A 24,416-nucleotide genomic window follows, 5' to 3' on the forward strand; every position below is an offset into this window, starting at 1 on the left:
AACTTCATAAGCGAGTTTCGACATCCGCGAGCACAGCCGTTTTCACGGCTGGGCAGCCTCACTCGACGGTGACGCTTTTCGCGAGGTTCCGTGGTTTGTCGATCGAACGGTCGAGTTCGTTCGCGACGTGATATGCGAACAGTTGAAGCTGCGTGTTGGCGAGGATCGGGGCGACTGAGGGATGTATTTTCGGGACGTCGAGCACGGCGTCGGCATACCGGTCGACCTCCGTTCGGCCATCCGTGACGGCGATCACCGGCGCGCCGCGAGCTTCCACTTCCTTGACGTTACCGAGCGTCTTGTGTGCCGTTTCGTCGTCACCCGTGACCGTCGCGATAACGGGGGTGTTCTCCGTGACGAGTGCCAGCGTTCCGTGTTTGAGCTCGCCGGACGCGAAGCCCTCCGCGTGTTCGTAGGTGATCTCCTTGAACTTCAGGGCACCCTCAAGCGACACTGGATAGTTGTACCCGCGGCCGATGAAGAAGTAGCCGTGCTGGTCGACGTACTCCTCGGCGAGCTCCTTTGCCCGCGACTCGTCGAGCACCTCCTGTATCCCTTCAGGAAGCGACTGCAGCGCGCCGAGCCGGTCGTGGACACCATCCGTCTCAGCGACGTGCTCGACGAGCAGTCGTAGCGACACGAGTTGAGAGGAGAACGTCTTGGTCGCAGCGACGCCGATCTCCGGGCCAGCACGGATGTACAGCGCGTCGTCGCATTCGCGAGCCGCCGTCGATCCGACGACGTTCGTCACCGCCAGCGTGTCGGCGCCGCGCCGCTTCGCGGCACGCAGCGCGCTGAGCGTGTCCGCCGTCTCGCCGCTTTGGGTGACGCCCACCACCAACTGGTCTGCCACCGGTGCGCGCTCGAGGGCGAACTCGCTGGCGATCGACGCCGATGCGGGAACGCCGTGCTCTCGAAACATGCGTGCCGCGTAGAGCGCGGCGTGATACGACGTGCCACAGGCGACGAGTTGCACGCCTGCGGGAGGCTCACTCTGGAGGCGTTCGAGCCCCTCCAGTTCGACGCGTTCCTCACGCCTTGCGACGCGGCCGGAGAGACACTGTTGGAGCGCGGTCGGCTGCTCGTAAATCTCCTTGAGCATGAAGTGGTCGTAGCCGCTCTTGCCGGTGTCTTCCACGCTCCAGTCGACCTGTTCGACCGTATATTCGAGGCCGTTTCCGTCGACGTCGGTGATGGTGGGGCCATTGGGGTCCAGCCGCACATACTCGCCGTCGTCGAGATACACCACGTTCTCCGTGTACTCGAGAAACGCCGGCACGTCGCTGCCGAGGAAGTACTCCTCGTCGGAGACGCCGAGCACGAGCGGGGAGTCGTTTCGGACTGCAAAGATCGCCTCCGTTCCGGCGATGACGACCGCGAGCGCGTAGCTGCCCTCCAACGCGGAGACCGCACGTCTGAACGCGGTTTCCGGGTCCGCGCCGGCGTCGATCTCCCGCTCGATCAGGTGCGGAACGACCTCAGTGTCCGTGTCGCTGCGGAACGTGACACCGTCGGCTTCCAGGTCGGCCTTCAGCGACTGGTAGTTCTCGATGATCCCGTTGTGCACCACCGCGACCCGTCCGGATGCGCTGGTGTGAGGGTGTGCGTTCCCGTCGGTCGGAGGGCCGTGCGTGCTCCACCGAGTGTGCCCGATACCCAACGTTCCGGAGAGCGAGCGGCCTTCGAGCGCCGTCTCGAGCGCCTCGATCTCGCCGGACCGCTTGACGACCTCGAGCTCATTGCCGCCGACCGCGACGCCTGCGGAGTCGTAGCCCCGATATTCGAGGCTGTTCAGTCCCGTCATCAACACCTGCAGCGACTGCCTGTCACGACCGATGTGGCCGATGATTCCGCACATTATCGGCGAACCTCCACCTGGTTGTCGACGTTCCGGGACACCGTGACGCCGTCCTCCAGCGTCGCCCCGCTCCCGACGAGGGATCCGCCACCGACCGTCGTGCCGCCGCCCACGGAAGTCCGGTCGGCGATCACTGCCCCGAGTCGTCGGCCCTCGTGAACGCGACCATTGACCTGCACGTCGTTGTCCCCCCCGGGAACGACGCTGCCGGCTCCGATCATGACGCCGCGCCCGAGCGCGGCATCGACCAGCGTTGCGTTCGGTCCGACCCGCGAATTGGCGTCGACCACGGTGTTCGAGATAACGGCGTTCGCGCCGATAACGGTGTTCTCGCCCACGGAGGCGAGCGGGCCGACGACCGCGCCGGCGCCGATCTCGGTGTCCTCACCGACCACCACTGGCGGTTCGAGTACGGCATCCGGGTGGATGGCTGCACTGTCGGCGACCCAACGGCGGGGTGACGTCTCCTCGACGTCGATCCACTCCATCCGAAACACCTGTTCGGCGACGCTCAGAAGGTCCCAGGGGAACGTCGCATCCGTCCAGAACCCCTCGGTGAACACGCCGGCAACGCTCCGCTCGTCGCGTTCCACGAGTGCGGAGACCAACTGCGGAACGGTGAGTGTTCCGTCCAGTCGAGGGAGCGACGACAACACCTCGAAGACGTCCGGCGAGAAGGCGTAGACGCCGGCGTTCAACAGCCCGGGACCGCCAGCGGATGGTTGCTCAACGAGGTCCGTGATATGGCCATCTTCCATCTCGACGACGCCGTACTGAGACGCCTTCTCGCTGTCCATCACGCTGAGCGTGGCGGCGGCGTCGTTCCCGTCGTGTGTGTCGATGACGTCGGCGGCGATCGACGGATCGGCGATCTGGTCGCCGTTCACCACGAGGAACGGCTCGTCGACCGCATCGCGCGCGGTCAACAGCGCGTGCCCGCTTCCTAGCTGCTTTTCCTGCACGTGATAGGTGAGATCGACGTTCCGATACGTCGGTCCGAAGTGGCTCTGTACGCGTTCCCGTTTGTACCCGACAACGAGATGGATCTCGTCGATCCCCGCCTCGATAACTGCATCAAGGACGTACTCGATGATCGGCCGGTTCGCCGCCGGAAGCATCGGCTTCGGTCGGGTTTTCGTCAGTGGCCGCAGACGACGCCCTTCACCACCCGCGAGAATGACGGCGGTGTGAATGCTCATGCGTCCATCATTTGCGAGATGACACATGAAGCTTCCCAAAGGTGTGTGTCGATCCGGTTCAGCGTCGCCGAAGCCGGCGCCCGCCGGCAAGCAGGAGAACCACCGCAAAGAGCCCTTGTACCGCGTACAGTGGCGCATCGTCGTCGGAACGATCGTCCGGGTCTTCGGTCGCCGGCGTTATCGGACCGGACTCGGTCCCGGTCTCGGTCTCAGTCGGCGTTTCGGATTCGGTCGACTCCACCGTCTCGGTCGGCGTTTCCGTCTCGGTGGGCGTCGTCGTGGGTGTCCCCGTCTCGGTGGGTGTCTCCGTCTCGGTCGGCGTCGTCGTCTCCCCGTCACCAGCGCCAGCGCCGCCCCCGCCGCCACCGCCGCCCCCGCCTCCGCTGCCGCCGTTGCCGCCGTTATCCGCCTCGTTGACGGTGAGAGAACTACTGTCGCTGAGTCCGAGGATTTCAAGCTCGTCTTTCACCTCAACCTCATCTTCTCCCCGGACCGCAACGTAGAGCTCGTAGTCCCCCTCCTCGAACTCATCATACGTTGCCGTGTAGGTGCCGTCTCCCTCGTCGGTCATCGAGAGTTCGTCCTCGCTGTTTCCGTTCCAAACGACGAGCTGGACCTCCTCGATCGGCCGCTCCTCGATCGAGGAGAGTTCGGCGGTGACCGACACCTCCTCGCCGGCCGTCATCTCGTCCGGCACGCCGTCGAGCGAGACGTCGTACGCCGCGATAACGACCGGGTGGATAGCGGCGATCGCGTTGTTGTCGTCCTCAAGCGCAGCAACGAACGTGCCGGGTGTCTCATCATCCGTCGAGAACTCGACCGGTGGGTCCCCCTCCTCCTGATTAAACTGTTCTTGTCGAATATCTCCCGCGGAATCATAGAGATACACATCATATTGTTCACCGCTCGGTCCGGAGTGTTCGATGACAATATCGTCCGGGGCCACGACACGAGCGATACTCGAGATCGTATACGAGTTCCCCTCGATCTCCACCTGCTGTTCAGGCGTGTCGATGCTGTTTTCCACGTCGATCGAGTACTCACCGGCTCCGGCAGTCAACCCGGCAAGGAGAGCGATTCCGACACATGCGGCTACGAGGACGATAACCGTTCGCGATTGCATTACTCCCGCTGGGACTTGTTCTCATAAGAAACTTTCTACAGAACTTAACGCAGGGGGCCTCGGGGGTTGATTCTGAGGGGGTGCACCCAAGACAGGAATCGTTGCAGTGAACCCCTAGTCGTCGTGAAGCCGTCGGGGGTTGCTGACGATCCGAATCAACCACAGTCATAACCAGAAATATCAACCACGGCTAATCGCCCAACGTTACCCTCTGAATCGCCAAATTCTTCGCAGGTACGTAAAGCATATATGGATCTAGTATCGATTGGTTTCCATGACATTTTGCTCACGGGACCAAGCGCGTGCCATCGCGCTTGCGTTGGTGATGCTGATCGCAGTCGTTGGTCCAGTGTCGGGAGCTGGACTGTCGGCGGCCGGTGACGCCAACAGTGGCCCACAGGTTCAGAACGTCCCCGACGACGAGAGTATCTCCGCCGGTGAGAACATCACCGTCTGGGAACGGTCGGTGCTCCGCCCCGGAAGCATTGACCGGAGCAGCGCGGAAACGACCGTGATGGACCAGGAAGTCAGAGTCGATGGACCGATTTCGGAGCGCCAAATAAACGACGATGAAATCGGGGTTTTCGGTCCCGAACAGGACGTTAATTATGAACTGCGGAGCGGTACCGGTGCGGACACTGAACAGTTCGAGAATGAGACCCTCCAGGTGCTCGTCGTGAAAGCGGACTCGAACGACGCCAACCTATCAGAGTTCACCGATGGCAACAGCACCACTCCGTCAACAATCGATGAACTCACGGAACTTCTCACGTCAGAAGACCTTCCCGTTGACGTCACATTCGATACGTTTGAGACAGAAGCGGTCGACGAGGACGGAGACGTAGACGCAACGTACGAGCTGGACGGGTCCGGTGCCTACGCCTTCATCGGACTTGTCGGTGACCCCGTTGAAGTGTCCGAGGATAGCTCGTCCGTCACCGTCACCGGTGAAACCACCGTCATCAGCGCCGATACGATCCTCGCACACGACAGTCAGTCCACCTTCACTCCCGACAGCGAATACGCTGCAGGAGAGAACGTAACGCTCGACGTGGATGCCCAACTCTCCGGCGAGAACGTCTCACACGCAGTGTTGCTCTTCGATGAGGAGGAGTACCAACAGCAATCAACGGTGATCAACGTCGACGGAGAGCTCGACGAGGAACTTCGGAGTGAGGACATCACGATCAACACCGGCTTCGCTGGCGCTAACGGGATTGCAAACGTCGATGCGGACGCGACGGTGATGGGAATCTCGTTCGCGGACCGGCGTCTCGCCGGTGAGATCGACGTCAACGAGAGCAGCGAACGGTTCTTCGGATTCCGAAACGCTGCACTCGATAGGGTCAACGTCTCCGCCGGCGATCCTGTGACCATCGAGGAGGGAGAGTTCGTCCTTAACGCCTCCATCACTGCCGTCGGCAACGCCGGCCAGTCATCGGAGATCACCGTCGAGACGTTGGAAAACTGGAGTACCGGTGACTATGCCGCCGTTCACGTCGCCGCCGACCAGGAGACGAACGAGTTCTCGACGAGCCGTGAGGACGTGACGATCACTGACGCGGAGCCGGATGACCCCGAGGGGGCAGCCTTCAACCTCACCGACACGGTCGCCGAGGAGAGGGATCTGACGGTTAACGAGACCACAAACGTCTCGACGACGGTCGAGAACGTCGGCGACGCTGCCGGTAACGTCACCGTTGCCCTCTCGGTGAACGAGACCGTTACCGAGGACGACGACCTGCGTGAAACGGTTACGGACCTGAACGATGGTGCGACTGAAACGGTTTCAGTCGAGAAGTTCTTCGACACTGCAGGTGACTACGACGTCTCGTTCGTCGCTCTCCTCGGCGAGGAGGGAGAAGAGGAGGAAGTCGCCCACTCAGCCCCGGTTACGGTCACCGTGACGGAGGCCGATGATGACGAACCGACCGATCCGCCAAGTGGTGGCGGCAGTAGTGGCGGTAGTGGGGCGCCGCCGACCCCTGACGATCCGGAGACCACCGTCACCGAGCGGGAAGGTGGTGCGTCCATCTCGACGACGAACGTTCAGGCGAACACGCCGACCCGCATTGAAACGGGGACCTCCGTGACGAGCGGTGGAACGTCGGTCAACGCGTTCACCGTCGATTCCGTTAACGACATCGACCAACTCGACATCGAGGTTGACGCTAGCGAGGAGCCGCCGGCGGAGACGGACACGCCCGACGCAGGCGACGCTCTGTCGTACATCGATGTCGACGCCGGCGAGCTCACTGACGACGACTACAACAGCGTCGAGTGGGAGTTCTCGGTGAGCCAGGAGCGGCTCGACGAACTGGACCGTGACCCCGAAAACGTCCGCCTGAACCGGTACAACGAGGCCGATGAGGAGTGGGAGACCTTCGAGACGACCCACGAAGGTGACGAGGAGTTCACCGCCGACGCACCCGGATTCTCCGTGTTCGCGATCACTGCGGCCGAACCCGCCGACATCGAGGTGACCGACGCGTCACTCTCGACGGATGCGGCCGAAGTTGGCGAGGAGTTCGACGTGACCGCCACCCTCGAAAACGAGGGTGAGGCCGACGGCGAAAAGACGCTCGAGCTGCTCGTCGACGGGGCGGTCGTCGACACGACGGCCGTGACAGTCGGCGGCGGCGAAACCGCCGAACACGCGTTCACGACGGCGCTCGACGACGAGGGGAACTACGAGGTCGCGGTGAACGACGTGACTGCCGGCTCCATCGACGTCACCGACACGGTGCAGGCCGGTGTGGTCGACGATGACGAGTCGCCGTTCAGTATCCTGATCGCGGTGCTCGTGATCGTCCTGCTGGCAGCCGGCGGCCTGGGCGTGTACTACAACCAGAACGGACGCCTGCCGTGGGAGTCGGCGCCCGGCAGCGACGAGGATCCGCTCGAGGAGTAGCCGCCTCACGAACCGGTCGACTTTTAACTTTTCCGACGCGTTCGTTCAGTATAACCGATGACGGACACCGCCGACAGTCGACAGCCGGTCGTCTGTACCGACCTGACGCGCCAATACGTCGACGGCGGCGGATGGTTCGACAGTACCGAGCGCCGGGTCGTAACCGCTCTTTCCGAGGTCGGGTTGTCGGTCGCCGACGGCGAAGTCGTCGGCATCGCCGGCCCCAGCGGCAGCGGCAAGTCGACGCTCCTCCATCTGTTGGCAGGGTTGGACACACCGACGAGCGGTCGCGTGGCGATCCGCGGCGTCGACATCTCCTCGCTGTCCGGGCGCAAACGAACCGCCTTCCGCCGCAAACACATCGGAATGGTGTTTCAGCGGTTTTACCTGCTGCCGGCGTTGACGGCGACCGAGAACGTGGCCTTACCGCTGGTCCAAGCGGGGATGGCGCGGGCGGACCGCCGGGAGCGGGCGAACACCCTCCTGGCAGACGTCGGGCTCGCCGACCGCGGGAGTCACCGTCCCGGATCGTTAAGCGGCGGCGAACAACAGCGTGTGGCGATCGCCCGGGCACTGGCCGCGGATCCGGCAGTGGTGATCGCCGACGAGCCGACGGGAGAACTCGACAGGGAGACGGGCGAGTCGGTGCTTGATCTGTTGACCGACGTGGGCGAAGACCGAGCAGTGGTCGTCGCGTCACACGATGACTACACGCTCGACCGAGCGGACCGTGTGATCAGACTGTTGGACGGCACACGACAATGAGTCGCTGGCTCCGACGAACGGCGGCAGTCGCCGGGTTAGGGGTGCGGCGCGTCATCGGCCGCCTCCGAGGTGCCGCCCCGGGACGGACCGCTGCGTGTATCACCGGGGTGGCGATCGCGGTCGCCCTGCTGTTCGTGGTGACGGGGCTCTCGATGGGACTCGCGGCGAGCGCGACGGTCGAAAGCGAGAACATCGACTACTGGATCGTCCCTGACGAGGGTGGGTCCGGCAGCGTCCCGCTCGATGCGGAGGGCGCACGACTCAGCGAGGTACACGAGGTGGCCAACGACTTGGAAGCTGACGACCGGATCGAGTACTCCTCTCCGGTCGTCCTCCAGCCGGTCCAGGTCGAGAATCCCGCGACGGGAGAGCGCGAGTACGTCATCGCAGTGGGCGTCGTCTCGGACGGCGACCACCGGCGGATCGCGGACATGAACGTGACGGCACTCGACGAGACGTACGGGTACCATGCCGGCGGGAGCTACGACGGGGCGTGGAGTGGCGACGTCATTGCCACCCCGGGCGTCGCAGAGAGCCTCGATATCGAGTCCGGCGACGATGTGCGCCTCCGCAACGATGACAGAGAGTTCACCATCGTCGACATCAACGACCGAGAGATGGCCGCCGGATTCGGCGAGGTCCCCGCAGTGGCGATGCCGCTCGCCGAGCTCCAGTCAGTCACCGGGCTGGACGCAGCCGACGAGGCCGACCAGATCCTCGTCAGTACGGATGATGCCGCGGTTCAAGAGGAGTTAGCGGGGATCTACCCGGGGACACAGGTTGTCTCACGCTCCGGGCTCATGGGCGCGGACACGACGCCCACGAACCTGCCTCTCGCGATGGCGCTCGCGTCGGCGCTCGTTGCCGGGGGAATCGGCGTCGCGTTCGTTGCGACGATGATGGGTCTCGAACTGACGGCTGGCAGACGTGAGCTCGCCGTCCTCGATGCAGTCGGCTTCTCGTGGCGAACGAGGGCCCTTGTCGTGGTGAGCGAGACACTCACCGTCGCCGCGCTCGGCGGCGTCGTCGGCGTGGGACTCGGTCTGCTTGCCACGATCGGCGTGAACGTCGGCGTCGCTTCAGCAGTCGGCATTCCCTCGATCGCGACGGTGTCTCCCCTTCTCGTGGGATACGCCTTCGTTGCAGCCCTCGTCGTCGGGGTGTGTGCGGCGCCGTATCCGCTGTATCTCGCCGCCAAAACCGAGACGCTGGAGGAGCTCACACGATGACACTTCGTGAACGAGGCCGAGCATACAGCGGAACGGTGTGGATAGCGCTCCGGCAGCTTCGAGCCGACAAAATGCGGACGGTGCTTGCCGTGCTCGGGGTGACGCTTGCCGTGTTGTCGGTCACCTTGCTCGCCGGCGTCGGTGCCGGCGTTACGGATACGGGAAGCGAGATGTTCGAGGAGTCCGACCGGGATCTCTGGGTGTCGGGCGGCCCGATCGAAGTGGCACCCGGGTCGGTCGGCGGCTTCCAGAATCCCATCCCGGACGCACACCGGCTCTCGAACGATATCTCCGCCCATCCGGACGTGGAAAACGCCGTTCCAATGGGCTTTCAGGTGGTGTACGTCAGCACCGACGGCGACGAGTTTGAGACGACGATGGGGAGCGGCGTGCCGGGCGGCGGCAGTTCCGTGTCAATCACCGAGGGTGAAGGGTTCACCGGAGGGGACACGCATTATGCCGGCGGCGACTATGACGGCGAGATGACCCACCAAGCGCTCATTGCCCCGGAAACCGCGGAGGAGTACGATCTTGAGGTGGGCGACACGATCCACGTGGGTGGAACGGTCGGGAACGCCCGCGAAAACGAGTTCGAGGTCGTCGGAATCTCCTCGACGTTCGCCAACTATCTCGGGACCGGAACCGTTACGCTCCGACTCAGCGAGCTCCAGACACTCACCGGGAACGCGTACGACGATAGCGCCACGATGATCACGATCCAGACTGTGGCGGACGCGGATCGCGAGGTCGTCCGTGACGAGCTGTCGGCGCAGCATCCGGAGTACACGTTCCGCACGAACGAGGAGCAGCTGGTCTCGCTGCTGGAACGGCAAGCCGTCGTGCTCGCCGGCGGTGTGAGCCTCGTCGTGCTCGGCGTCATCTCGGGCGCACTCCTGTCGTTGAACCTCCTCCTCTCGCTCGTGTACACCCAGCGTCAGCCCCTCTCCGTGTTGCGGGCGGTCGGCGGGACCAAGCGAAGCGTGGTGGGCGTGGCAGTGACGCAGGCCACGACGATCGCCGTGCTCGGACTCCTCGTCGGCGCGGCAGCAACGCCGGTGCTTGCCGGCGTGCTCGAGACGGTTGCGTACATGGTCACCGGATTCGAGGGGCTAGTGCAGGTTCCGCAGTACGCGTATCTCGCCGGCGCCGGCGTTGCCCTCGGGTTTGCCCTTCTCGGCGGAATCGGCGGGGCGTGGCGAGTGACTCGCGTGACCTCGGCACGAGGACTAATGCGCTAGCCGAGGGACCAAGAGGTTATCTCCTTCTATCGTCATTTGCCCTATAGGACGAAGATATGTCCATCTGACTGCACCCCTTTTTCGCCTGGCGGATCCCGCGGGGTGATGCCGGCGTGGAGTACGGACTGGCGGTGCCGCCGGGAGGGGGTGAACGAGCTGTTCGACCGGCTTGTCGACGAGTACGGCGTCGAGACCAAACACTTCTGCTCGGGCGTCATCCCGATCGGCCCGCCTGACTCCGCCACCATCGACCTCCTGATCGGCGACGCCGCCGCACAGACGAAGCCGTTCACCGGCGGCGGGACCCTCTACGGCATGACCGCGGCTGACCTCGCCGCCAAGACAATCGACCCGACGACCCTCGAGACGCTCACCGACACCTTCGACGTGTGGCGCGACGAGCGGGCGACGGAGATCCGGCTCTGAAAGGTGATACGGCCCGCTACTCGTTGCCCGAACCGATCCAGCATGTCGGGCTCCGCGCGCTCTCCGGCGAGATCGGCGTCCACATGGACAACCAACCTCGTTCTTCTCACGTAATCATCTGCAGCGCCTATCAGGCGTAAGACCGGCGGCCGGTGAACTATCTCCCCCCTGCTCGCTCCGATGGTCGCTCCTTGAGGAAGGGGACTTACCGCCTGCAAAACGCTAACCACCGCGATCGCGTCGACAGACGCGTGGGTACCGGACCGAGGTGTTTTTATTCGCCGTTCCACTCCGTTCTGGCACGATGAACCGGCGGGATCTCTGGTTACTGCTTCCCCGACCAGCCAGACGACTGCCGGCCGACCTGGCCGCTGTCGTCGTCCTCACCGTGCTCACACTGGGGACGGTCTTTCTGCCCGTCGTCAACGAGACGCCGCTCCGCGTCGCGTTCGGGCTGGTGTTCGTGCTATTCCTCCCCGGATACGCCTTCATCGCGGCGCTATTTCCGGAAGCCGGCGAGTCCCCAACCGTCGACGAGACAACGGCGAACGACGACACGGACGACGACACGGAGGATGACGGGGGCTGGAGTTTTCCCGTCCGTGACGACGACGCCGAGAAACCGGACGCGGTGGCCGAGGCGGCGGACAGGGACGACGGCCTGTTCGACGGCGACACACGCGACCGAAGCGGGATCGACGGAATCGAACGGGTCGCGCTGGCGTTCGGCCTCTCGATCGCCATCACGCCGCTGATCGGCCTCGCGCTCAACTTCACGCCGTGGGGGATCCGGCTAGTCCCCATCGCGCTTTCGGTAAGCACGTTCACGCTCGGCTGCGTGGCCGTCGCGGCGAAGCGTCGATGGGACCTTCCCGAAGATGAGCGGTTTGCCGTCCCTTATCGCGAGTGGATCGCCGCCGGCAAGGCCGAGGTGTTTGCGCCCGAGGACCGCGTCGATGCCGCGTTGAACGTCGTGCTTGCGCTGTCGATTCTGCTCGCCGTCGGCAGCGTCGGCTACGCGATCGCGGTCCCGCCACAAGGCGAACAGTTCACCGAGTTCTATCTGCTCACCGAGAACGACGACGACGAGCTCGTCGCCGACGGTTACCCGGAGCAGATGGACGTTGGCGAGACTGCCGAATTGATCGTCGGGATCGAGAATAACGAACATCAACAGACGGAGTACACGGCCGTCGTTCAGTTACAGGAGGTCACTGGGGAGGGTAACGAGACGACCGTCGTCGACCGCGAAGAAATCGACCGATTCACCGCATCGCTTGAACACAACGAGACTCGCCACGAACGACACACTCTCCAGCCGACGCGCTCCGGCGAGGACCTCCGGGTGCAGTATCTCCTGTATACCGACGGTGAGATCCCCGACGAGCCGACGCGCGAAACCGCCTACCGAGACCTCCACATCTGGATCGACGTTGAGTGATAAGCCGAGTGTCTCAAGGCTTAACCTCGAGATCGTTGCCCCATCGCCAACTTCGGAGGGCAGACACACCCTCTCAGGCGGAACGTAGTGACTCGAGTACCTGCGACATCGCCTCGACCGCATCGTCCGCGGTATCCGCAGAAACCGTGTGCGGCGCGAACACGGCGGTTTCGTATGCCTCGGTAACCGTGCGTAGCGAGTCCGAATCAGCGGTCTCGGCGGACCGACAACGGCGGTAGAACTCCCAATGTGTGTCGCTCGCGTCCGCCGATGTTTCCTCGATCAACTCTCCTCTGAGTGTCGAGTAGGCGACGACAACCGCGTCTCCCGGATGGCCGTCCGAGAGCAGCGATCGTGCTTGCGCCAATGAAGCCTTCGACGGTGGATTCGACGAGCCGTCGTGTGAGTCAGCGACACCGACGGCGTCCGGTTCAGCCGAAACACGTGATGTGTCCGTCTCCCCCCGTTGAGGAGTGCTGATGAGCGGAATCCGACCGGAGAGACGCTCACCGATCCACGTCACTCCGACGTCCGCTTCACGCCGCAGCAGCCACCCGAGTAACAGGCTGCCGAAAACGCCGGTGAGCACCCCTATCACGAGCCAAGCGTCGGCGAGCGCGGCGCCGGTGCCCGCCGACGCGGCCGGGAGTTCAACGCGTTGTTCGGCACCGCTCGCGTGCAGGTTCGTCCCCTCGCCATCGAAGGTGGCCCCGACGACCACCGCCGCATCATCTCGGTCACCGTCCAACGTCACTTGCGTGGCGTAGCGGCCCGCCGCATCGGTTTCGGTCGTCTCGAATTGGTCGCCGTCGACGGTGAGAGTCACGGGCGCTTCACTAACCGGGGCGCCCTCGTCCGTCTGCAGCTCACCACTCACCGTGACTGTATCGCGGTCGACTGCGTCGACATCGAGCGTCACGTTCGTCTCGGTCGTGTCGATCTGGAGGGGTTGGGACGCGTTGGCTGGGGCAACGGCCGCGTCTTCGAGAGCGAGTTCGGCGATGATGTCCGCCTCGGGAGGAGCGATGTGCTTGGGCAGGTCGCCAGCGATCTCGAACTCGCCGTCAGTCGTGGTCACATTCCCCAATCGTTGTCCCCCCACGGAGAGACGGATCGGCAGATCGTTGAGGTGTTCCGCATCCGAGATAGTCACCGACCCGGCCACGGATACCGTCTCGTCGAACGCTGCCGCCTCGGTCATCTCGGTGATCGTCAACGCCGATTCGGCCTGTTCGGTGATCGCCATCGAAACGGTCGTTTCGGCGGCCAGATAGGGGGCATCCGTTTCCGGAACGTACTCGATCGAGAGGGTCGACTGGTCGAGTTTGGCGAGCGTCGGCCGGTAGGTCGCTTGGAAGGCGCCGTCGGCGTCGGTAACGACAGTCATCGTGTCCGCGCCGGCTTGCAGTTCGATCGTCGCGTTGTCGATCGGATCGCCCTCCTCGGATCGGAGCTCGCCCGTCACGCCGGCCGGATTCTCAAACGAAACGTCGGTCCGGTTTGCCTCGGCATGCAGCGTCGCCTCGAGAAACTCGGCATCCCGAACCGCGTCGGATTCTTCGGTAGTACGGTTGCGATGTGCCGTGGTCGACTCGCGAGCTCCGGAGAAGTCTTCACCGGTTTGTGCTTCCAATTGGCCGTATAGCTCGTCTATTCGAGCGGTACTCTCGTCGATTTCGGCGGCGAGGTCCTGCAGTTCGCGTGCCAGTTCGCGGGCGCGCTCCTCGTCTCCGTCCTCGACGGCCTCCTCGTATGCCGCCATCTTCTCATCGAACTCAGCCGATTTCTCGGCGATCGACTGCTGTGTCTCCTGGGCTTGCTCGAAGGACTCGGCCGTTTCCTCCTGTTGTATGTCGTCGGCGACGTCGACGAATCGCTCAAGCTGATCGTCGTACTCCTCACCGACGAGCGAGCGACCCATCTCGTACTGCTGTTCGCTGATCTCGGTCGCACTATCTCCGAGCAGCTCACTCATCTCCGATGAGAGGACCGAGCCGACGCGTTCATCATCGCCGGACTCAGCGGCCTCGTCCGGGTTTTCGTGCGGCGCGGTCTCGTTTTCCTCGTCGACGGTCTGTGTGTACTCGGGACCGTCAAGTCCCCCGGCGATGGCGGTGCCGCTCGCAAGGAGGACGACGAGAAGGATAACGAGCACCACACTGACGATCGGGAAACGACTCGACACAGTCTATCTGTTGGGGCAGAGCATATATGGTTTTGTTTTGTCGTGATACGACACCGGCACCTGTTGAGACGAGACTGCCCGCAAACGGTCGATCGTGCAGGCGATCCCGGAAGCCAAGTTTCAAATCCACTGACCGAAAGGTATGGACGATGGAGGTCACGCGCCGCTGGTGGACGATCGTCGGCCTCGGACTCGTCCTCCTGGTCGTCGGGGCTCTCGCGGAGCGGCCAATACTCCTCGTCGGGGGCGCCGGAATCGGTGCCTGGCTGCTCGCGACAGCCGTCAACGCCGTTCGTGAGTTCACTCGGCTGGACGACGGCGTCACGGTCAGCTACGAGTCGTCGATGGCCGACGCGTTCGTGGACGGGCGGACGACGGCAACGCTCGCGGTCGACCGGCCGGCGTCCGCATCAAGCACGGAGCTGGACGCCCGGTGTGAACTCCCGCTCGGAGTCAGGACTCGCTTTGGCGACCGCAGGGTCAGGCTTGCTGCAGGTGCGACGGCAGCCGAGACGACGTTCGGCGTCACGTTTCCGATCGCGGGGCGGTTCCACTTTCCCACCCCACAGCTCGAATGTCGCGACCCGTTCGGGCTCTACGAGGAAACGGTCCGTCGCGGTTCATCGCCGGTCATCACGGTTCGACCGCGGACGCCAACGCTACACGTGGGGCAGGGGGGTGACGCCGTTCGCGGGGCCTACGGCGAGCATCCGACCGACCGAGCCGGACCCGGCGTGACGACCCAGGAACTCCGCCAGTACGTGGCCGGTGACGCATTGCGCCAGATCGACTGGAAAGCGACCGCTCGATTGGATGAACTGTACGTGAGAGAGACGGAGGGAGAGACGGACCGCCAGCTCGTGGTGGTCTTTGACCACCGACAGCACATGGAGGCGGGGGATGACGGGGAGACGATGCTCGATTACGCACGCGAGTTCGGGATCGGCATCGCGGAGGCCGCCGCGGACGCCGGCGACCCGATGGGGTTGTGGACGGTCGGCAACGAGGGGATCACGACGCGGATTCGCCCGACTACGTCGCCGGAGACGTACGACCGGATCACGTCCACGCTGTTCGAACTCGACGCGACGGCTGCAGCGACGACCCCGCGTGCCCGATCCGCGGGGGACGCACAACGCATCGCCGACCGACTCGACGGCGATGCCGCGTTCGACGCCGTGTTGCGCGCCTACACCTCGAACACCCAGTCGTACGTTAAACGGCTCCGTGACGACCCCCTCGTCGAAACCGTGCGTGAACTCCGAAGTCGATTTGCCGCCGACACCCTCCTCGTTCTCGTCACGACAGACGAGGACCCGGTGCGACTCCGCGAGGCCGCAAAACTCGCGACGCAGGGCGGGAGTAGTGGGATGCTATTCCTCGCGCCCCACTGTCTCTTTCAGGAGGCGGCACTGACGGACTTGGACGACGCCTACGACCGCTACCGAGCGTTCGAGGACCTGCGACGGGAGCTCGACGGGCATCCGCGTCTCGCGGCGTTCGAGATCGCGCCGGGAAACCGACTCAACGCCATCCTCGCACATCACCGAACCACACGACCGCAATGACCCGACCACGACCCACGACGCGAGACGTTCGCCTTCCTGGAACCGACACGACAGTGATGGTTTCCACCAGGGATCTGCCGAGCGCGGTGGCACTGCTCGTGTTCGTGGCCGTCGGCTATACGGCCGGCGGCGTGACAGGCGGCGTTGCGGCGGTCGCGGCCGCCCTCGTCGCGCTCGTCGCCCCGGTGACGGGAGGGTTCGCAGTCGGACAACTGGCGTTGCTTGCGATGGTCACCATCGACGACGTCCAGTGGGTGGTGGTTACACAACTGGCGCTCGTCGTCCTCCTGACGGAGCCGGCGCGTGAGCGGAACGCCACACGCGTCACCGTCGCGACGCTCGTCGCGTTCGGCTTGCTCGCCGGCGTCATTGGCGTCGGGCTCCAGCGGAGTCTCGTCGCGGCCGCCGGCGGGGTCGGCCTCGCCGTGGCGGCGGGCCTCTACACGGCGCACCGCTACGAGCGCGTGCGTCTCGGACTCGTCGACGGGGAGCCGAACGCGGAGTCGACGACGACCACTGGCGATGCCGACGGAGCGACCACTCCGACTCCGCCCGACAACACATGAGCACACCACAGACTGACTCGACGACCGCATCGAACGAGGGGGACACGGCACCGACGGACGAGGACCGCGTCGCGGCGCTTCGGACGCGGGTCGCCGTCCTCGAGGAGGAAAACCGTCAGCTGCGCGACGAATACGCCCGCGCACGCACCGTCACCTACCGGAAAACGGCGCTCGGCCTCGGCGGACTGGGAATCGTCGGAGTGCTCGGGGCACTGCTGTTTCCGGATGCCAGAGACGTGCTGTTCGCGCTCGGCGGAACCGGCCTTTTCGCGGCCGTCCTGACCTACGTGCTGACGCCCGAGCGGTTCGTCGCCGCGAGCGTGGGCGCCCGTGTGTTTCGAACGCTCGCGCGCGACCGCGATGCGGTCGTGGACGAGCTTGGTCTGGCGGGCGATCCGGTGTACGTCCCCGGTGAGGACGTCAGGTTGTTCGTCCCACGGTCCACGAAGGGACCGATTCCGGACCCGAAGGCGCTGGGCGAGTTCTTCGTGGTCCCCGACGACCCACAGCGTGGCGGCGTGGCGTTTCACCCGACGGGCGCCGACCTCCTGGCGGAGTTCACGGAGACGTCGAGTGCGACCATCGAGTCGAAGCCGACGGCAGTGGCAGCCGTTCTCGGAGAGGCCGTCGTTGAGCTGTTCGAGCTTGCGGATGGCGTCGAGTACGCCGTTGACGCGGACACCGACCGGGTCACGTTCGAGGTTGACGGGATCATGCTCGGGGATCCGACAGCCATCGACCATCCCGTCGTCTCGTTTCTTGCGGTCGGACTCGTGTCGATGCTGGATGAACCGGTCCACGTCACCGTTCTCGACGAGAGCCCGACCGTTATTTCCTGTACGGTCGGGCAAACACACACCGACTCCGGCTGATCGCGGAATCCTCAACCGAGGTCATCCGACTCCGGCTCGTCGCCGCCGTCGGTCGCCTGCGCCGGATCTGCGCCGGTTTCGGTGACCGCCATCTCCCCGCTCGGCGCGGCGATGTCGGACACGAGGTCGTCGATGATCGCCGTTTCAGGTCTGTCAGCGAGCTCGGCGTCGGTGTTGCGGATGACACGGTGGCGCAGAACCGGGAGCGTCAGCGCCTTGATGTCGTCGGGAATGACGTAGTCGCGGCCGCGGATGGCGGCACGAGCCTTGCCGGTCGCAAGGAACGCGAGCGTGGCACGCGGCGACCCGCCGTAGCGAAGGTCCGTCGACTCCCGTGTCGCGGCCACGATATCAAGGATGTACTCTTTGATCGGGTCGGCGACATGGACGGCCGATACTTGGATGGTTGCCGCGGTGAGATCCTCCGCGTCGACGACCGTTGACACCCCGTCGGCATCGATGTCGGGGTCGTCGTCGAACCGGTCGAGGATCTCCCGCTCGGCGGGTCGATCCGGGACGTCAACCGTGTACTTGAGCTGGAAGCGGTCACGCTGGGCTTCCGGAAGCTCGAAGACACCCTCCATCTCGATCGGATTCTGGGTGGCAATAACCATGAACGGCGACGGCAAGGCCATCGTTTCGCCATCAACGGTCACCGTCGCCTCCTCCATCGCCTCGAGCAGTGCACTCTGGGTTTTCGGCGTGGCGCGGTTGATCTCGTCCGCAACGACGAGATTGGCGAAGACGGGGCCTTGCTGAAGATCGAACTCCCCGGTTTCCTGCCTGTAGACGTTGGTTCCCGTGATGTCCGCCGGGACCATATCAGGCGTCATCTGGATCCGGCTATAAGAGAGCCCGGACGCCCGGGCGAACGTGTTGGCGATAGTCGTCTTCGCAACGCCCGGAACCCCCTCAAGCAGCAGGTGCCCGTCAGTCAACAGGGCGATCGTGAGCCCCTCGAGAACGTCGTCGTTTCCCACGACGACTGTGCCGATCTCGTCGCGAATCGACTCGAACACGTCGGCAGCCCTACTCATCGTCGTCACCTTCTCGCTCAGTTATCAAAACAGCTGTCATCATGGTTTCGAGTCGCTCCGTGTCCCAGTCGGGGTACCGCTCGGTCAGGACTGCCAGCATCGCATCCCGATCAACGGCCACGTCTTCGTCTCCGGTCACGGGACCGTGCACCCACGTCGGGAGCCGTGTCGTGATCGGGTCGGGCGTTACTGCGAGCGTTCCCTCACGAACCGTCTCTCGAAGACCAGGTCGGCGCCTCGTCGACCACCACACGAGCCCGATCCCGACGACGCCAACGCCGATCTGGAGTGGGGTCGACGACCGGAGGACCAACAGTCCGGCCGCGAGCGGTGGATGGTCACCCGCGTGTGAGTAATCCAGCAGCATGCGCTCGTGACCGTCGATCACTGCCGTGGCAAACGCGCGGTTATCGGGCTGGTCCAGCATCACGTTGATGAAGATGCTGGGGTCGCCGATCGTAATCACCGCACCGTCGCCGACGGACTCGACGGTGACAACGGGGAACGCAGCCATCTCCTCGTCATCCGAGAGGTCGCGAGAGCCGTCCCGGTCGAGATACGCGAACTCGGATGTGCTGACGAGCACGTCCGCGTCGCCGGGGTCGACGGCCGTCCCGCGGTTGAGTGTGAGTTGCTCGACGCCGATGGTGTACGGTGAGGCGGAGACGTTCGTCGCGACCGGGAGGTTCGGTCCCCGATAGTAGTGCCGTTCGTCCCGAAGCAGATCGCCGTCGAAGCGCGCGCTCGCTCCAACATCCGACAGCAGACTGTTGCCGTGTGGACCGAAGTTATCGGCGACGATCAGCGTCCCGCCCGACTCGACAAACGACCGAACACGTTGTGAGTCGTTTGCCGCGTACCGTTCTGCGGGTGCGAGGACGACGGCCGCAGTCCCGTTTGTGGAGACGCTCTCGTAGGTGGCCGTCTCGAGCGTTACATGGTTCTGCTCGTGTGCGTCGACGTGCTCTCGAAAGTCGCTGGTCCCGTCCCAGTCGGGATTGTACGCGCCGAACGCTGCGGTCGTGGTCCCCGCTGCGACGACGAGCGCCACCCCAAGGGTGAGTGCGAGCACAACGAGCAGGAGCTGCGGGAGCGAGAGTGACCGCATCTAGATCAGCCCCTCCGGAAGGATCTCCAGGATTCGCCGGATGACGATGACGCCGAACCCGACGAGGCCAAGCACGATGATCGGAAGTAACCGGCGGCGCCAGCGTGGGGTCACATTAAACGGTGCCGTCAACTCGACGACGATGAGCAACCCGATAAGCGAAAGCACGAAGAAGAGCTCCAACTCGAACGCTCCGAGTACCGCAAGAATCAGCGTCACGCCGAGCATCCAGGCTACGAGCCCGTGAATGAATCGCTGCCGTCTCCCGGTTCCCATCGATCAGTACTACGGGTGGGTGCGTATGAATGTTCCCGTCGTCGACAGCCTCGGGGGCAACCCCCGAGACGTCGCCGTGTCGTCCGTACCGTCCGAAAACGGCCGAACGGACGCGGACGAACCGATTCCGTTTGGCCACCATCTTTATTGTCATTTCAGGAGTGTTTCAAAACGTAACCAGTCAGGCCGCTGGCCGATACGCCGGCTGCATCGGGTGAGCGCCACCGTGGTGACGGTGAGCGGCTGTGCTGGCCGACGCCCACAGACATGTCCATCCAAGACACCAACCTCTCACGTCGAACGGTGCTCAAGAGTAGTGGAATCGCGCTCGGAGCCGGGCTCGCGGGCGGCGGCGCAGCCCTGTTCGGGTCGTCGCCCGCGCTCGCCGCCGACGTCGAGGACGACGACCTGACCGTCGAGCTCGAGGCGAACCACGTCACGTCGGTGACCGTCGCCCCGGAGATCGAGGTGAGCTGGTTCAATCTCGAAGAGCTGTCGCAGTTCGAGGTCGACATCCACGCGACGGTCGATCCGATCGAAGAACGGGACCACGTCGACGACGAAAACATCGACGCGGATCTGACCGACAACTTCCAATCTTCCGACAACAACTGGGAACACATGCCGATCGACCCAGACGACGACGTCACGGAGGAACTCCTCTCCGAAGAGTACGGCAAGGATAGCGTGGAGGACGACGACAGCGAGCAAGGGACGATCGACGTCGGAGAGCTCGGGTTCCTCGACGGCGACCATGGAGACCTCGGGGAGCTGTCTATCGGGGACGGTGAGGGTGAGGGTAACGTCGAGGAGGACGGTCCGTTCAGTCCCGCACTGTTCCCGCAGGACATCGGTGACAGCGAGTGGGCCGTGACGAGGGTTATACTGGAGATCACGGTCGAGGCGCATAGCGAAGATGACGAACTGGACACCGTCGAGTTCGACGACATCGAGTACCAGGTCGTGATCATCCCTTCTGAGGACGGTGGTGTCGACGGCGACGCGGTCACGCTCAACACCGACGCCGAAGGGTACAACACGTAGCTCTCAATGTCCCAAGCCGTGACGCGCCCCGGTCGCCACCTACGTTCACGACACCGGGCGCCCGGCGTGGGGTGTGGCGCCGGCGGGCGCCCGGCGTCCTCCTCCGCCGGGCGAGGGCCATCCGACCAGGGCGGTTCCCCCAACGAGGTGAGTTCCTGACTGGATGCGCCCGCTCGACGGGTGGCCCCTCCACGTGCTGTTCGCGTTCGTCGTCCTCGGAGCGGTGGGGACGGCGCCGATCGCCATGGCCGTCGTCGACAATGGCGAGCTGGAGGTCTCCGGGGTCGACGTCGAGGTGGCCGGCTCCGGCGACGACGACCACGACACCGACGCCGCACGGTGGGAGCTGGACACGTCGACCCCCACGGAAGACGGGGAGACGGCGACGGGTGGGGGGTCCACCTCGGGAGCCTCGGGGGCACCCACAACGCCGGCGCAAACGCCGTCGACAGCGGCGGATAGCGACGACGCGGACACACCATCCATCGAGGTCGTCCAAGCCGACCTTGCCGACGCTCGGATCACCGAAGGCGAGACGACGTCGGTCACGGCGACGGCTCACAATGACGGGTCGGCGGCCGGCGAGCGGGAGATCACCCTGTATCGGAACGGCACCGAGATGGCCACCGAGACGGTGACGCTGGCACCCGACGAGCGGACCAGCCTCGAGTTCGCCGTCGAGGGTGCTGGCCCCGGTGAGTACGCCTACACGGTCGAGCGCACCGACGCCGGCACGCTGGTCGTTGAGCGGGTTACAGCCGCTCCGGCCGTGGCGCCATATCCGGAACTCGCCTCGCTGATCCCGCTGTTGCTTGGGGTGGGGCTGATCTCCGGCTACTACGTGTTCGTCCGGCGGCGACGCTGACGCCGGGTTCGTCCGTTGCCGGGCGCGTCGTCCCCGCGGCCTGCGATCACGCCGGCGGGGTCGTCTCCCGGTCGCGCATCCAGCGGCGGTCGACCGCCCACACGACGCCGGCAACCGCCGTCACCACGACCGCCGGCCAGCGGTCGGAGCTCAGGTAGAAGCCCTCGACTGCGAAGCCGTGGGTGCGGAACGGCCACAGCAGGGGGCCCGTGACTCCCGAGGGCTTGTAGAGGAAGAAGTCGAGCGCGTAGTGTGAGGCAGCGCCGACGAACAGCAGCGCGACCGCCGCGCGCCGGTACTGCCTGGACACGAGGAGCGCGCCGAGACAGACGACGAGGAGGGTGCCGCCGGCGCGGTGCAGCGGGGTCCACGAGAAGGGAACGCCCAGCAGGGCGGCGACGGCGTCCGCGGGAAGGACCAACCCGATCCGGTTGAGATCGGGGAGCGCAGCGCCGACCATCACGACCGTGACGAACGGGTACGTGACCCAGTCGTACCGCCACGAGAGCAGGGTTCCGATCACGTAGCCGGCCAGCACGTGAGTGAACAGCTCAGCCATCGGGCGGCCCCTCCGTGTCGCGAACGTGCAGCGGCCGCTCCCGCGGCCGGAACGTGACCGATTGCGGGTCGAATCGCCAGCCGTCGACGATACGTGCGGCGACGAGCAGCGCCCCGATCACCGAAATGACGTACATGTACGTCGTCTCCCATGGCTCACGCACGACGGCGCGTTCGGGGGTCGCCACGAGCGTTCCCTCGTCGGTGAGCGTCCCGTCGACGATCAGCTCCTGTCCTTCCTCGGCGTCGGGCGCGTTCTCCACGGGCAACGGCTGTGTGGTGTCTCCGTCACCGACGTCGATCACGACCGGGTCCGTGTCGATGACCTCACCGCCCGTCTCGGCGTGCTCGCCGGCGTGCTCGTCGGGGGCGACGTCCGGGTCGTCGAGGTGCGGGCCCTCATGTGGTGCGGTGGGAGAGCCCATCCCGCCGAGCACGAACAGCCCGACGAGGAGGGCGCCACAGAGCCCGAGTGCTGCGAGTCGGCGGGGGTCATTCACCATCTTCGTCACCGCATCCGTCGCTGTCGTACAAAGGGGTGTCGCCAGGAGGCAACGGGAGACGGCGGTTGGGCGAAGCCACGCAGCACGAAACGGTTCGCTCGAACACGGAAGAGGGATGCGAATGCACCCGTCCGGGAATACCGCGACAGCCCACAGGGAGACACGATGCCGAAGGACCCGAATAGTGGGGTGGGCAAATCGGGGACCCGTCGGCAGTTGGTGACGATAGCCGAGACGAACGAGCTGTAACGGCTGCAGCTCGGCCGGCGACCAGCGCTCCGGGGGTCACCACGTGAGCCCCTCGTAGGTGAGCCCCTCGCGCCGCTGGATGATACGCCGGCCGTCGACGACGACCCGGTTCGCCATGGCGTCGAACGCCTCGTCGAGCGCCGCGAACTCGTCCCAGTCGGTGACGACGACGGCGGCATGAGCGCCCGCAAGCGCGTCGGCGGCCGAGTCGGCGACGGTCAGATCGTGGTCCGGGTAGCGGCTTCGAAAGGTGTCGGCCGCGACCGGGTCGTACGCGACGACCTCAGCGCCGCGCTCGCGGAGTCCGGCGACCACCGGCGCCGCCCGCGTGTTCCGCGTGTCGTCCGTCCCGGGTTTGAACGCCAGTCCGAGGACGGCCACGCGCTCGCCGGCGACGTCGACGTGCTCGTCGAGCAGTGTGAGCAGGCGCTCGGGTTGCCGGTCGTTGACCGCGACGGCCGCATCGAGCATGCGCGGCTCATAGCCCGCCGCACGAGCAGCAGCTCGGAGCGCGTCCACGTCCTTCGGGAAACAGCTTCCGCCCCAGCCGACGCCCGAGCGCAGGAACCGGTCGCCAATGCGGTCATCGAGCCCGATGGCGTCGGCCACCTCGTAGGCGTCGAGGCCGAACGCCTTGCAGATGTTCCCGAGGTCGTTGATCAGCGAGATCTTGCTCGCGAGGAAGGCGTTGTTGGCGTATTTGACCATCGCCGCCGTTTCGGGGTCCGTGTCCACGAGCGGCGCGTCGTGGGCGGCACGTAGCGGCGCAAACACCTCCGCAAGCCGGTCGCTTGCCCACGCCTCGTGGGTGCCGAAGACGAGCTTATCGGGGCGACGGAAGTCCGCGACGGCCGTCCCCTCCCGCAGGAACTCCGGGTTCATCCCGACGCTCACACCGGATGTGTCGCCGGCGCCCGCATGGACCCGCTCGGTGATCGTTCGGATGTGCGGCGGGGTGACGGTGCTTTTGATGACGACGAGGTGACGGTCGGTCGTGCCGGCGAGCGCGTCGCCGGTCATCTCGGCGGCCGCCGCGAGCGGCGAGACGTCAATGCTCCCGTCCTCGCGTGAGGGCGTCTGGATCGCGAGGAACGTCACGTCCGCGTCGGCCACGTCGTCGTAGCTCGTCGTCGCGGTGAGTCGGTCGCCGGCGTGTACGGCGACGAGCTCGTCAAGCCCCGGCTCGTGAACCGGGGACTCGCCGGCGTTCAGCGACTCGACGACGGCCTCGTCGATGTCGATCGCCCGAACCGTGTGGCCGAGGTCGGCGAGCGACGCCGCAAGCGTCGTGCCGACGTAGCCGCTCCCGATAACGTTGATCGACAGTGAAGGGTGAGACATACGGTCCGATTAGCCGGGATGGTCAAATGTCTGTCTCTTGGGAGCCCAACAGCC

20 protein-coding genes and 1 pseudogene are annotated in these 24,416 nt (G+C 65.1%); 11 read left to right on the forward strand and 10 right to left on the reverse strand.

Annotated features, from left to right (window positions below; all coding sequences use genetic code 11):
• Positions 1-58: 58 nt before the first annotated feature.
• From glmS to ACYQ07_RS05610, 3 genes are read right to left on the reverse strand one after another with little or no spacing between them, the layout of a single operon-like run.
• The gene (glmS, locus tag ACYQ07_RS05600) at positions 59-1,858 is read right to left on the reverse strand and encodes a glutamine--fructose-6-phosphate transaminase (isomerizing) (RefSeq protein ID WP_459878560.1); all 1,800 of its coding nucleotides are present in this window, start codon (positions 1,856-1,858) and stop codon (positions 59-61) included.
• The gene (locus ACYQ07_RS05605; protein WP_459878562.1) at positions 1,858-3,057 is read right to left on the reverse strand and encodes a sugar phosphate nucleotidyltransferase; all 1,200 of its coding nucleotides are present in this window, start codon (positions 3,055-3,057) and stop codon (positions 1,858-1,860) included. Before ACYQ07_RS05605 ends, glmS begins: the two co-directional genes overlap by 1 nt.
• Positions 3,058-3,115: 58 nt before the next feature.
• Positions 3,116-4,180, reverse strand: a complete 1,065-nt coding sequence (locus ACYQ07_RS05610) for a hypothetical protein (RefSeq protein WP_459878565.1) — start codon at positions 4,178-4,180, stop codon at positions 3,116-3,118.
• A gap of 274 nt (positions 4,181-4,454) precedes the next feature.
• On the opposite strand from ACYQ07_RS05610, the gene ACYQ07_RS05615 reads away from it, so the two are divergent.
• From ACYQ07_RS05615 to ACYQ07_RS05640, 6 genes and pseudogenes are all read left to right on the forward strand, one after another.
• Complete coding sequence (locus tag ACYQ07_RS05615; RefSeq protein ID WP_459878568.1) at positions 4,455-7,091, forward strand: PGF-pre-PGF domain-containing protein; 2,637 nt, start codon at positions 4,455-4,457, stop codon at positions 7,089-7,091.
• 57 nt (positions 7,092-7,148) lie between these two features.
• Positions 7,149-7,856, forward strand: coding sequence for an ABC transporter ATP-binding protein (locus tag ACYQ07_RS05620; RefSeq protein WP_459878570.1), 708 nt, complete (start codon positions 7,149-7,151; stop codon positions 7,854-7,856).
• A complete protein-coding gene (locus ACYQ07_RS05625) occupies positions 7,853-9,085 on the forward strand; it encodes an FtsX-like permease family protein (RefSeq protein WP_459878573.1) in 1,233 nt (410 codons plus the stop codon). Before ACYQ07_RS05620 ends, ACYQ07_RS05625 begins: the two co-directional genes overlap by 4 nt.
• Positions 9,082-10,323, forward strand: coding sequence for an ABC transporter permease (locus ACYQ07_RS05630; protein WP_459878576.1), 1,242 nt, complete (start codon positions 9,082-9,084; stop codon positions 10,321-10,323). The genes ACYQ07_RS05625 and ACYQ07_RS05630 overlap by 4 nt, the downstream gene beginning before the upstream one ends.
• A 58-nt stretch (positions 10,324-10,381) precedes the next feature.
• A pseudogene (locus tag ACYQ07_RS05635) lies at positions 10,382-10,975 on the forward strand (hypothetical protein); the annotation flags it as partial.
• Positions 10,976-11,053: 78 nt separating this feature from the next.
• On the forward strand, positions 11,054-12,190 hold the full coding sequence (locus ACYQ07_RS05640) for a DUF1616 domain-containing protein (protein WP_459878579.1): 1,137 nt from the start codon (positions 11,054-11,056) through the stop codon (positions 12,188-12,190).
• Positions 12,191-12,263: 73 nt separating this feature from the next.
• Here the strand turns inward: ACYQ07_RS05640 and ACYQ07_RS05645 are convergent, their stop codons facing one another.
• Positions 12,264-14,375: a DUF4129 domain-containing protein gene (locus ACYQ07_RS05645; protein ID WP_459878582.1), complete on the reverse strand. Its 2,112-nt coding sequence runs from the start codon at positions 14,373-14,375 to the stop codon at positions 12,264-12,266.
• Between the two features lie 149 nt (positions 14,376-14,524).
• Here ACYQ07_RS05645 and ACYQ07_RS05650 point away from each other — a divergent pair, with 149 nt between their 5' ends.
• From ACYQ07_RS05650 to ACYQ07_RS05660, 3 genes are read left to right on the forward strand one after another with little or no spacing between them, the layout of a single operon-like run.
• On the forward strand, positions 14,525-15,943 hold the full coding sequence (locus ACYQ07_RS05650) for a DUF58 domain-containing protein (RefSeq protein ID WP_459878585.1): 1,419 nt from the start codon (positions 14,525-14,527) through the stop codon (positions 15,941-15,943).
• Between the two features lie 56 nt (positions 15,944-15,999).
• The gene (locus tag ACYQ07_RS05655) at positions 16,000-16,509 is read left to right on the forward strand and encodes a DUF8163 family membrane protein (RefSeq protein WP_459878588.1); all 510 of its coding nucleotides are present in this window, start codon (positions 16,000-16,002) and stop codon (positions 16,507-16,509) included.
• Positions 16,506-17,381, forward strand: coding sequence for a DUF7982 domain-containing protein (locus tag ACYQ07_RS05660; RefSeq protein ID WP_459878590.1), 876 nt, complete (start codon positions 16,506-16,508; stop codon positions 17,379-17,381). Before ACYQ07_RS05655 ends, ACYQ07_RS05660 begins: the two co-directional genes overlap by 4 nt.
• A gap of 11 nt (positions 17,382-17,392) precedes the next feature.
• Here the strand turns inward: ACYQ07_RS05660 and ACYQ07_RS05665 are convergent, their stop codons facing one another.
• The 3 genes from ACYQ07_RS05665 to ACYQ07_RS05675 are packed head-to-tail and all read right to left on the reverse strand — an operon-like array spanning position 17,393 to position 19,802.
• Positions 17,393-18,418, reverse strand: coding sequence for an AAA family ATPase (locus tag ACYQ07_RS05665; RefSeq protein ID WP_459878593.1), 1,026 nt, complete (start codon positions 18,416-18,418; stop codon positions 17,393-17,395).
• Positions 18,411-19,526, reverse strand: coding sequence for a DUF4350 domain-containing protein (locus ACYQ07_RS05670; protein WP_459878596.1), 1,116 nt, complete (start codon positions 19,524-19,526; stop codon positions 18,411-18,413). The genes ACYQ07_RS05665 and ACYQ07_RS05670 overlap by 8 nt, the downstream gene beginning before the upstream one ends.
• Positions 19,527-19,802 (reverse strand): DUF8044 family membrane protein, encoded by a 276-nt coding sequence (locus tag ACYQ07_RS05675; protein WP_459878599.1) that lies wholly within the window; start codon positions 19,800-19,802, stop codon positions 19,527-19,529.
• A gap of 267 nt (positions 19,803-20,069) precedes the next feature.
• Between ACYQ07_RS05675 and ACYQ07_RS05680 the strand changes: the two genes are divergently transcribed.
• Positions 20,070-20,846, forward strand: coding sequence for a hypothetical protein (locus tag ACYQ07_RS05680; protein WP_459878602.1), 777 nt, complete (start codon positions 20,070-20,072; stop codon positions 20,844-20,846).
• A 163-nt stretch (positions 20,847-21,009) separates the two neighbouring features.
• Complete coding sequence (locus ACYQ07_RS05685) at positions 21,010-21,711, forward strand: CARDB domain-containing protein (protein WP_459878604.1); 702 nt, start codon at positions 21,010-21,012, stop codon at positions 21,709-21,711.
• A 46-nt stretch (positions 21,712-21,757) separates the two neighbouring features.
• Here the strand turns inward: ACYQ07_RS05685 and ACYQ07_RS05690 are convergent, their stop codons facing one another.
• The 3 genes from ACYQ07_RS05690 to aglM all read right to left on the reverse strand — a co-directional run bounded on the left by ACYQ07_RS05690 (position 21,758) and on the right by aglM (position 24,347).
• Complete coding sequence (locus ACYQ07_RS05690) at positions 21,758-22,270, reverse strand: metal-dependent hydrolase (RefSeq protein ID WP_459878607.1); 513 nt, start codon at positions 22,268-22,270, stop codon at positions 21,758-21,760.
• A complete protein-coding gene (locus tag ACYQ07_RS05695) occupies positions 22,263-22,772 on the reverse strand; it encodes an OB-like fold-containing membrane protein (RefSeq protein ID WP_459878610.1) in 510 nt (169 codons plus the stop codon). Before ACYQ07_RS05695 ends, ACYQ07_RS05690 begins: the two co-directional genes overlap by 8 nt.
• A 285-nt stretch (positions 22,773-23,057) precedes the next feature.
• Positions 23,058-24,347, reverse strand: coding sequence for a UDP-glucose 6-dehydrogenase AglM (aglM, locus tag ACYQ07_RS05700; protein WP_459880235.1), 1,290 nt, complete (start codon positions 24,345-24,347; stop codon positions 23,058-23,060).
• Positions 24,348-24,416 lie beyond the last annotated feature (69 nt).

Source organism: Halorubrum gandharaense (assembly GCF_054654575.1).